The 9906-nt window shown below is 73.6% G+C and carries 6 protein-coding genes and 2 pseudogenes; 7 read left to right on the forward strand and 1 reads right to left on the reverse strand.

The window, feature by feature from the left end:
• Positions 1–12 precede the first annotated feature (12 nt).
• The gene (locus IG62_RS0134160) at positions 13–720 is read right to left on the reverse strand and encodes a SanA/YdcF family protein (protein ID WP_051799010.1); all 708 of its coding nucleotides are present in this window, start codon (positions 718–720) and stop codon (positions 13–15) included.
• A 325-nt stretch (positions 721–1045) separates the two neighbouring features.
• On the opposite strand from IG62_RS0134160, the pseudogene IG62_RS0134165 reads away from it, so the two are divergent.
• The 7 genes and pseudogenes from IG62_RS0134165 to dnaG form a co-directional block, all read left to right on the forward strand.
• Positions 1046–1468, forward strand: a pseudogene (locus IG62_RS0134165) (gamma-glutamylcyclotransferase family protein); the annotation flags it as partial.
• A 134-nt stretch (positions 1469–1602) separates the two neighbouring features.
• Positions 1603–2628 (forward strand): annotated as a pseudogene (locus IG62_RS0134170) (adenosine deaminase); the annotation flags it as partial.
• A gap of 194 nt (positions 2629–2822) precedes the next feature.
• The gene (locus IG62_RS0134175; protein ID WP_030812620.1) at positions 2823–3704 is read left to right on the forward strand and encodes a sirohydrochlorin chelatase; all 882 of its coding nucleotides are present in this window, start codon (positions 2823–2825) and stop codon (positions 3702–3704) included.
• Positions 3701–5014 (forward strand): deoxyguanosinetriphosphate triphosphohydrolase, encoded by a 1314-nt coding sequence (locus tag IG62_RS0134180; RefSeq protein ID WP_030812623.1) that lies wholly within the window; start codon positions 3701–3703, stop codon positions 5012–5014. Before IG62_RS0134175 ends, IG62_RS0134180 begins: the two co-directional genes overlap by 4 nt.
• A gap of 314 nt (positions 5015–5328) precedes the next feature.
• Entirely contained in the window at positions 5329–6594 is a 1266-nt protein-coding gene (locus IG62_RS0134185; RefSeq protein ID WP_030812626.1) for an NAD(P)/FAD-dependent oxidoreductase, read from the forward strand.
• 9 nt (positions 6595–6603) lie between these two features.
• Positions 6604–7629, forward strand: coding sequence for a pyridoxal-phosphate dependent enzyme (locus IG62_RS0134190; RefSeq protein ID WP_030812629.1), 1026 nt, complete (start codon positions 6604–6606; stop codon positions 7627–7629).
• Between the two features lie 101 nt (positions 7630–7730).
• Positions 7731–9653, forward strand: a complete 1923-nt coding sequence (dnaG, locus tag IG62_RS0134195) for a DNA primase (protein WP_030812633.1) — start codon at positions 7731–7733, stop codon at positions 9651–9653.
• Positions 9654–9906: the final 253 nt, after the last annotated feature.

The raw sequence follows: 9906 nt of genomic DNA on the forward strand, positions 1-9906 counted from the left end.
CCCCCGCCGGCCTCAGCGCAGCGCCTCCGTCACGCCCTTCTCGCGCGGGCCGAGGAACTGCGGGTCGGGCCGTAGCAGCGCGTCCGCCGCCGCCTTCCCGGCCGCGAAGATCTCCCGCACACCGCCGTACGCCCAGGTCACATCGCGATTGGCGGCGACCCCGACCCCGTAGGAGTCGATCCCGGCCGCCGTGCAGAGCGCGAGCGCACGCCGGATGTGGAAGCCCTGGCTGACCAGCACCGCCCGGTCCACGCCGAAGATCCGGCGGGCCCGGCTGCAGGAGTCCCAGGTGTCGAAGCCCGCGTAATCGCTGACGATCTTCCGGGCCGGGACGCCGTGGTGCACCAGATAGCCGCGCATGGCGTCCGGTTCGTCGTAGTCGTGGCGGCTGTTGTCACCGGTGACCAGGAGGGCCCGGACGGCGCCCCGCCGGTAGAGCGCGGCCGCCGCGTCCAGCCGGTGGGCGAGGTACGGGGAGGGTTTGCCGTCCCACAGGCCCGCGCCGAAGACGATGGCGACCGGTGCGGCGGGGGCGTCGGCGACGGTCCGCACCCGGGGGCCCGCGGTGGCGTTCAGCCAGGTCGCCGGGGCCAGCGCGAGCACCGTCGCGGCCACCACGGCCTGGTAGGCACGGCGTTGCCCGCGCCGGGTCCGCGGCAGCCGCAGCCGGGACACCCCGCCCCGTATGCGCCGCACCAGCCCTGCCACCGGCTCTCGCATGACCCGCCCCCGTCCCCGATCGCAAGTGATCGCAGTCGCTCGCACCCGGACCAGGCCGGACTGCATCTGATCGCGTCTGATCGCGATCGTGTCTGCAGGCACCGACGCCCACCGGCCGATGATGGTTGCAGGGCCACCCGGCATCGTGGCCGACGACGCACGCCTGACGACGCACGCCCGACGACATACGCCCGACGACATACGCCCGCAGCCGCGTCGCGCCGCACCGCCGATGCCGTACGACCCTGCCGTCGATGCCGTACGACCCTGGAGAGGACCCGACACCCTGGAGGGGACCCCACCACCCGGGAGAGGACCGCGCCCCATGACCACCGAGCCCGAGCGCCTGCCCTTCTTCGTCTACGGAACGCTGCTCCCCGGCCAGGCCAACCACGCCTGGGCGCTCCGCGGCCGGACCGCCCACGAGGAACCGGCCCGGATCGCCGGCGCGCTGCTCTACGACGGCCCCGGCTACCCGTACGCGATCCCCGGGCCGCCGGACGCGACGGTGCACGGCGCGCTCGTCCACCCCCGGGCCGCCGATTACGACGAGGTGCGGACGGTTCTGGACCGGCTGGAGGACTACGCCCCCGGCGACCCGCGCAACCTCTACGAGCGGGTGGTCACCGACGCGGTCCGCCCGGACGGCCGCACCGTACGGGCCTGGGTCTACCTGGCCGCCGAGCCGCTCGCCGCCCGCCTGCGCACGACCGGCACCCCCATAGGAGGCGGCGACTGGCTGGCCGCCGCCCCCGTCGAGCACGTCCCTCACCGGGCCGGTTCCGGGGCTCCCCACCACCCGGTGGGCTCCGGCACTCCGGCGACTAACCTGGAAGATCCCTCCCGTAGTACCGAGGGCCCTTCACCTACCGCAGAACAGGTCTGACCAGCGTGGCTTCCTCCCCGAACCCCTCCACCGACCGGCCGGCCGCCGGGCCGCTGCCCAAGGCGGAACTGCACCTGCACATCGAGGGCACGCTGGAGCCCGGACTGGCCTTCGCGCTCGCCCGGCGCAACGGCGTGCGGCTGCCCTACGCCACCGAGGACGAACTGCGCCGCGCCTACTCCTTCGAGGACCTGCAGTCCTTCCTGGACCTGTACTACGCGCTGATGGCCGTGCTGCGCACCGAGGACGACTTCGCCGACCTCGCGCACGCCTATCTGGCCCGCGCCAAGGAGCAGGGCGTACGGCACGCCGAGATCTTCTTCGATCCGCAGGCGCACACCGCGCGCGGCGTCGCGATCGGCACGGTGATCAACGGCCTGGCCCGGGCGCTGGACGCCGCCGAGGAGACGTACGGCATCAGCACCCGGCTGATCATGTGCTTCCTCCGCGACGAGAGCGCCGAGTCGGCCCTGACCACCTTCGAGGCGGCCCGGCCGCACCTGCACCGGCTCACCGCTGTCGGGCTGGACTCGGCCGAGGTCGGGCATCCGCCGGTGAAGTTCCGGGAGGTCTTCGCGCTGGCGAAGGAGGCCGGGCTCAAGTGCGTGGCGCACGCGGGCGAGGAGGGCCCGCCGGCGTACGTCTGGGAGGCCCTGGACATCCTCGGCGTGGACCGGATCGACCACGGGGTGCGCTCCATGGAGGACGAGCGGCTGGTCGCCCGCCTGGTGGCGGACCAGGTGCCGCTCACGGTCTGCCCGCTGTCCAACCTCCGTCTGCGGGTGGTCGACGACCTGGCGGATCATCCGCTGCCCGCGATGCTGGACGCCGGGCTGCTGGTGACCGTCAACTCCGACGACCCGGCGTACTTCGGGGGCTACGCGGACGACAACTTCACCGCCGTACGCGACGCCCTCGGCCTCGACGAGGCGACCCTGCGCACCCTCGCCCGCCACTCCTTCCGCGCGTCCTTCCTGGACGAGCCGACGCGCGAGCGCTACCTGAAGGAGATCGACGCCCACGAGGTCGCCGCCAGGGAGAGCGACGAGGCGAGCGGCGGGCACCGGGCGGAGGACGGCGCACACGGGGCGTAACGCCTGGGCACATGAGGCGCCATGCCGTCGCACACGGGGCGTAACGCCGGCGGCAGGCACCTGGAACACGGAGTTCCCCGCGAAGAAACGGCAGCGCAACGCCCGGCTGCCACGCTCGGATCATGACGGTGCCGATACCGCAGCCCTCCGCCTCCGCCTCCCCCGCGCCGCTCGGTGTGGGGGAGCTCGCCGCCGAGATCACCGCCCAGCTCAGCAGAGGGCTCCGCACGGTCCGGCTGCACGGCTTCCGCCCACCGCGCCCGGCGGCCCCCGCCCTCGTCGCCGTCGCGCACGGCAGCCGGGACCCGCGCGCCCTGCCGGCCGTCCGCGCGCTCCTCGACCGCGTCCGTGCGCTCCGCCCCGGCCTCCCCGTACGGCTCGGGCACATCGAGCTCAACCGGCCGCTGCTCGCCGACACCCTCGCGGACCTCCGCGGCGACGCCGTCCTCGTCCCGCTGCTTTTCGGCCACGGCTACCACGTCACCCACGACCTGCCCGCCGCGCTCGCGGCCGCACCCCATCTGACCGGCCGGATCGCCGCCCCGCTCGGCCCGCACCCGCTCCTCGCCGAGGCGCTGCACGGCCGGCTGCTGGAGGCCGGCGCCGCCGCGGGGCGCGGGAGCACGGCCGTGGTCCTGGCCGCCGCCGGCTCCCGGGCCGCCCGCTCCGCCCGGGACACCGAGCACACCGCCCGCCTCCTCTCCGCCCGCCTCGGCGGCCTCCCGGTCGTCCCCGCCTACGCGTCCGCCGCCGCCCCGACCGTCGCCGAAGCCGTCCGGACGCTGACCGCCGCCGGCCACGAGCGGATCGCGCTGGCCGGCTGCTTCACCGCACCCGGCCGCTTCGCCACCCAGTGCGCGGCCGCCGCCCCCGGCGTCGCCGCCGCGCCCCTGGGAGACCACCCCGCGCTGGCCCGCCTCGTACTGCACCGCTACGACCAGGCGCTCCTGACCCGCACCGGATCCGGTCCCGAAAGCATCAGGGCGGCTACCGTCGCTGTATGACGGGCACACGACCGACCATTTCCGGCTACACCGCGGCCGATACCGAACGCTGGGTCCCCGAGCCCGACAAACGCCCGGGCCGCACCGCCTTCCAGCGCGACCGCGCCCGGGTGCTGCACTCCGCGGCGCTGCGCAGACTGGCCGGCAAGACCCAGGTCGTCACCCCCGGCACGCTCACCCACGCCTGGGACGCCAGCCCGCGCACCCGGCTGACCCACTCCCTGGAGTGCGCCCAGGTCGGCCGGGAACTGGGCGCCGCCCTCGGCTGCGACCCCGACCTGGTCGAGACCGCCTGTCTGGCGCACGACCTCGGCCACCCGCCCTTCGGGCACAACGGGGAACAGGCCCTCAACGAAGTCGCCGCGCCCTGCGGCGGCTTCGAGGGCAACGCCCAGTCGCTGCGGCTGCTGGCCCGTCTGGAGCCCAAGCGGTTCGTGCCCGCACCGGACGGCTCGGTGCTCAGCGTCGGCCTCAACCTCACCCGCGCCGCCCTCGACGCCGCCACCAAGTACCCCTGGCCGCGCGGCGCGCACCCCACCGACCCGGACTCCCCGAAGTTCGGGGTCTACGAGGACGACCGGCCGGTCTTCGCCTGGTTCCGGCAGGACGCGCCCGACACGGCACGCAGCTTCGAGGCGCAGGTCATGGACTGGTCCGACGACGTGGCGTATTCGGTGCACGACGTCGAGGACGGGCTGCACGCCGGGCACCTCGACCCCAACCTCCTGCTCGCCGACGCCGAGCGCACCGAGATCTTCGCGGTCGCCGCCGAGCGCTACGCCCCGGGCGCCGGCCCCGAGGAACTGGCCGCGGCGCTGGACCGCCTGCTGGAGCAGGAGTGGTGGCCGCACGGCTACGACGGCAGCGCGCTCGCCCAGGCCCGCCTCAAGGACGCCACCAGCCAGCTGATCGGCCGCTTCTGCCTCGCCGCGGAGGGCGCGACGCGGGCCCGGTGGGGGAGCGGCCGGCTGACCCGGTACACCGCGGAGCTGGTGGTTCCGGCCGAAACCCGGCTGGAATGCGCCGTTTTGAAAGCGGTCGCCGACCGGTACGTGATGCAGCGCCCCGACCAGGAGGCCCTCCGCGCCGATCAGCGCATCGTCATCGCCGAACTGGCCGAGGCACTGCTCGCCCGGGCCCCCGACGGCCTTGACCCGCAGTTCCGTTCGCTGTTCGAGGCGGCTCCCGACGATACCGCGCGGATGCGGGCCGTCATCGACCAGATCGCGGCCTTGACGGACACGACGGCCCGCTCCCTGCACGCCCGTCTCACCCGACGGCCCGGTAACGCGCCGGGCAACCCAGGGTGACCCTAGGGGGGAAGCCCCTCTTCCCCCCTCACGCTCCGTGCGGGACGCTCGGACCCGACCGTTATCGAACGGCGAACAGAGAGAACCCCGCCAACACCGCACACATCTACGAGGGAAAGCACCACCGCCCACACCTACGGGAGACAGCACCACCGCCACACCTACGGGCGACAGCACACCGGGCCGGCGCATCGGGACAGCGCACCCGGTCGGCACACGGGGGAAGGCACACCGGAAACACCACACCGGGGGCACATCGGGGGCGTTTACGGACGCGGACGCGGACGTACGGCACCGCAACGAGGAGGAAGCAAGTGGTCGACGCACACCAGACGTTCGTCATCGTCGGGGGTGGCCTGGCCGGGGCGAAGGCCGCGGAAACGCTCCGTTCCGAGGGCTTCACCGGCCGGGTGATCCTCATCTGTGACGAGCGCGACCACCCGTACGAGCGCCCGCCGCTCTCCAAGGGGTACCTGCTCGGCAAGGAGGAGCGCGACAGCGTCTTCATCCACGAACCCGCCTGGTACGCCCAGGCACACATCGAGCTCCACCTGGGCCAGCCCGCCGTCCACCTGGACCCGGCCGGCCGCACCGTCCGCCTCGGGGACGGCACCCTCATCGCCTACGACAAGCTGCTGCTGGCCACCGGCGCCGAACCGCGCCGCCTGGACATCCCCGGCACCGGCCTGGCCGGCGTGCACCACCTGCGCCGCCTCGCCCACGCCGAACGGCTCCGCGGCGTCCTGGCCTCCCTCGGCCGGGAAAACGGCCGGCTGGTCATCGCGGGCGCCGGCTGGATCGGCCTGGAGGTCGCCGCCGCGGCCCGCTCCTACGGCGCCGAGGTCACCGTCGTCGAACCCGCACCCACCGCCCTGCACGGCATCCTCGGCCCCGAACTCGGCGCCCTCTTCACCGACCTGCACCGCGAACACGGCGTTCGCTTCCACTTCGGCGCCCGCCTCACCGAAATCGTCGGCCAGGACGGCATGGTCGTCGCCGTCCGCACCGACGACGGCGAGGAACACCCCGCCCACGACGTGCTCGCCGCGATCGGCGCCGCCCCACGCACCGCCCTCGCCGAACAGGCCGGCCTCGACCTCGCCGACCCCCACACCGGCGGCGGCATCGCCGTCGACGCGGCGCTGCGCACCTCCGACCCGTACGTCTACGCCGCCGGCGACGTCGCCGCCGCCGACCACCCCCTGCTCGACACCCGCATCCGGGTCGAGCACTGGGCCAACGCCCTCAACGGCGGCCCGGCCGCCGCCCGCGCCATGCTCGGCCAGGACATCAGCTACGACCGCGTCCCGTACTTCTTCTCCGACCAGTACGACGTCGGAATGGAGTACTCCGGATACGCCCCGCCCGGCTCGTACGCCCAGGTCGTCTGCCGCGGCGACGTCGCCAAGCGGGAGTTCGTCGCCTTCTGGCTCGCCACCGACGGCCGGCTCCTGGCGGGCATGAACGTCAACGTCTGGGACGTCGCCGAGACCATCCAGCAACTCATCCGCAGCGGTGCCCCGTTGGAGCCCGCCGCGCTGGCCGATCCGGATGTTCCGCTCGCCTCGCTGCTCCCATAGCGTGCGCCCATGACGCAGAGCCCCAGCGGCCCCAGCAGCCCCAGCGCCCACCCCGGCCCCGGCGCCCCGGACACCGTCACCCTCGACGACGTCCGGGACGCCGCCCGGCGGCTGGCGGGCGTGGCCCACCGCACGCCCGTCCTGCGCTCCCGCACCCTCGACGCGCTGGCCGGCACCGAGACCCACCTCAAGTGCGAGAACTTCCAGCGCATCGGCGCCTTCAAGTTCCGCGGTGCCTACAACGCCCTCTCCCGGCTCGCCCCCGACCAGCTCGCCCGGGGAGTGGTCGCGTACTCCTCCGGCAACCACGCCCAGGCCGTCGCCCTCGCCGCCCGCGAACTCGGCAGCCACGCCGTCATCGTGATGCCCGAGGACTCCCCGCGCTCCAAGACGGACGCCACCGCCGGCTACGGCGCCGAGATCGTCCGCTACGACCGCTACACCGGCGACCGGGCCGCCCTCGCCCGGCAGCTCGCCGAGGACCGAGGACTGGCCCTCATCCCGCCGTACGAGCACCCGCACATCATCGCCGGCCAGGGCACCGCCGCCCTGGAACTGCTGGAGGAGACCGGCCCGCTCGACGCGCTCCTGGTGCCCGTCGGAGGCGGCGGCCTGATGGCCGGCTCGGCCACCGCCGCCACCGCCCTCGCCCCCGGCATCCGCATGATCGGCGTCGAGCCGGAGGCCGGCGACGACACCCGGCGCTCACTGGCCGCCGGCCACCCCGTCACCATCCCCGTCCCGCGCACCATCGCCGACGGCCAGGCGGTCGACACCCCCGGAGCCCTGACCTTCGCGATCAACCAGCGCCTCCTCGACTCGGTGGTCCTGGTCACCGACGACGAGATCCGCGCCGCCATGACGTTCGCCTTCGAACGACTCAAGATCGTCACCGAGCCCAGCGGCGCCAGCGCCCTGGCCGCCCTCCTCACCGGCAAGGCCGGCCCGCTCCCGCCCCGCACCGGCGTGATCATCTCCGGCGGCAACATCGGCCTCGACCGGTTCCTGGCGGTGATGGCGGGCGCCGACGGATGACGGCCTGACCTGGGCTGATGAGGTACGGGTAGGGGCCGGGGCCGCCGGGTCGCACCGCCCGGGCGGCCGGAACTGTCCGACCCCGGCCGTAGAATTCACGCGTGGCAGGCAGGATCAACGATGACGATGTGAAGGCGGTACGGGACGCGGTCCCGATCGACGCCGTCGTGTCCGAGTACCTCCAGCTCCGCAACGCCGGCGGCGGCAACCTCAAGGGCCTCTGCCCCTTCCACGACGAGAAGTCCCCGTCCTTCCACGTCAGCCCTGCTAAGGGCCTCTACCACTGCTTCGGCTGCCAGGAGGGCGGCGACACCGTCGACTTCATCATGAAGATCGACCACCTCTCCTTCGCCGAGACCATCGAGCGCCTCGCCTCCCAGGCCGGCATCACCCTGCGCTACGAAGAGGGCGGCTACACCCCCGGCCGCCAGCAGGGCGAGCGCACCCGCCTGGTCGAGGCCCACAAGGCCGCCGCCCAGTTCTACGTCGAACAGCTCGACAGCCCCGAAGCCGAGATCGGCCGCCGCTTCCTCGCCGAGCGCGGCTTCGACCAGGCCGCCGCCCAGCACTTCGGCGTCGGCTACAGCCCGGCCGGCTGGGACCACCTCACCCGCTTCCTGCGCGGCCGCGGCTTCACCGACAAGGAGCTGATCCTCTCCGGCATCTCCCAGGACAGCCGCAGCGGAAAACCCATCGACCGCTTCCGCGGCCGCCTGATGTGGCCGATCCGCGACATCGCCGGCGAGGTCGTCGGCTTCGGCGCCCGCAAGCTCCGCGACGACGACAACGGCCCCAAGTACCTCAACACCCCCGAGACCCCCCTCTACCGCAAGTCCCAGGTCCTCTACGGCATCGACCTCGCCAAGAAGGAGATCGCCAAGGGCAACCGCGCCGTGGTCGTCGAGGGCTACACCGACGTCATGGCCTGCCACCTGGCCGGCGTCACCACCGCCATCGCCACCTGCGGCACGTCCTTCGGCGAGGGCCACATCAAGATCCTCCGCCGGCTGCTGATGGACAACTCCGGCTCCGAGGTCGTCTTCACCTTCGACGGTGACGCCGCGGGCCAGAAGGCCGCCCTGCGCGCCTTCGAGGACGACCAGAAGTTCGCCGCGCAGACCTCCATCGCCATCACCCCCGGCGGCATGGACCCCTGCGACCTGCGCCTCCACAAGGGCGACGACGCCGTCGCCGACCTCGTCGAGTCCCGCACCCCGCTCTTCGAGTTCGCCCTGCGGCACGTCGTCTCCCGGCACAACCTCGACACCGCCGTCGGCCGGGCCGCCGCACTCGACGAGGCCGCGCCCATCGTGGCGAACATCAAGAACAGCTCCATCCAGCACGAATCCGCCGTCCAGCTCGCCGGCATGCTCGGCATCCTGGACACCCAGTTCGTGGTCAAGCGGGTCGCCCAGCTCGCCCGCTGGGCCCGCGAACGCGGCCGCGACGGCACCGGCCCCGACCAGGGCCGCCGACCCCGCCCCGGCGCGGCCCCGGCCGCTGCGGAACCGCCCCGCCAGGCCGTCCCGCGCGGCCCCGCGCTCAACCTCCGCAGCCCCGCCCACCGCGTCGAGCGGGAACTGCTCAAGCTCGCCCTGCAGCGCCCCGACCTGGTCTCCCCGGCCTTCGACGCCTACGGCGCCGACGAGTTCACCGCGCCGCCCTACGCCGTGGTCCGCCAGTGCATCGAGGAGGCCGGTGGCGCCACGGCCGGCGCCGCCGACAACGGCTACATCGCCCGGGTGCGCGAGGCGGCCCCCGACGACACCGTCCGCGCCATGATCACCGAACTCGCCGTCGAGCCCCTGCACACCCGCCGCGACCCCGACGAGGCCTACGCCGGCGTCCAGTTGGTCACGGTCCGCCTCGCCGCCGTCAACCAGCGCGTCACCGAAATCCGCGGCACCCTCCAGCGCCTCGGCCCCCGCGCCGACCCCGAGCACCTGGCCGCCGTCCAGAACGAACTCTGGGTCCTCCAGCAATACGGCCAATCCCTCCGCGAACGCGGCTACGCGGCCCTGTAGGACGCGACTACGCCTGGGAGGTCCCCCGGGATCCCCGACTCGGGATACCGGCCTGGATGCCCCGTCCGGGACGCCCGACCCGGAATACCCCACCACCCCGCTACGTTGTGGCCCGCAGGGGGGCCTCGTGACCCCTACGGGATGCGTTCGGACGCCCCCTAGTACTGCAACCGCATGTGGTGTGACCGTGTGGGGTGGGGCTCGTTGGTGTGACTGTGTGAGAAGTCGCTGACGGTTGAGCAGATCGATTCGT

Origin of the sequence: Streptomyces sp. NRRL S-337 (assembly GCF_000720175.1) — a bacterium.
Lineage (GTDB): Bacteria > Actinomycetota > Actinomycetes > Streptomycetales > Streptomycetaceae > Streptomyces > Streptomyces siderophoricus.

Excerpts from the sequence above, each read along its gene's own strand:
- IG62_RS0134160 (WP_051799010.1), bottom strand. The coding sequence starts at position 720 with ATGCGAGAGCCGGTGGCAGGGCTGGTGCGGCGCATACGGGGCGGGGTG.
- IG62_RS0134175 (WP_030812620.1), top strand. The coding sequence starts at position 2,823 with ATGACGGTGCCGATACCGCAGCCCTCCGCCTCCGCCTCCCCCGCGCCG.
- IG62_RS0134180 (WP_030812623.1), top strand. The coding sequence starts at position 3,701 with ATGACGGGCACACGACCGACCATTTCCGGCTACACCGCGGCCGATACC.
- IG62_RS0134190 (WP_030812629.1), top strand. The coding sequence starts at position 6,604 with ATGACGCAGAGCCCCAGCGGCCCCAGCAGCCCCAGCGCCCACCCCGGC.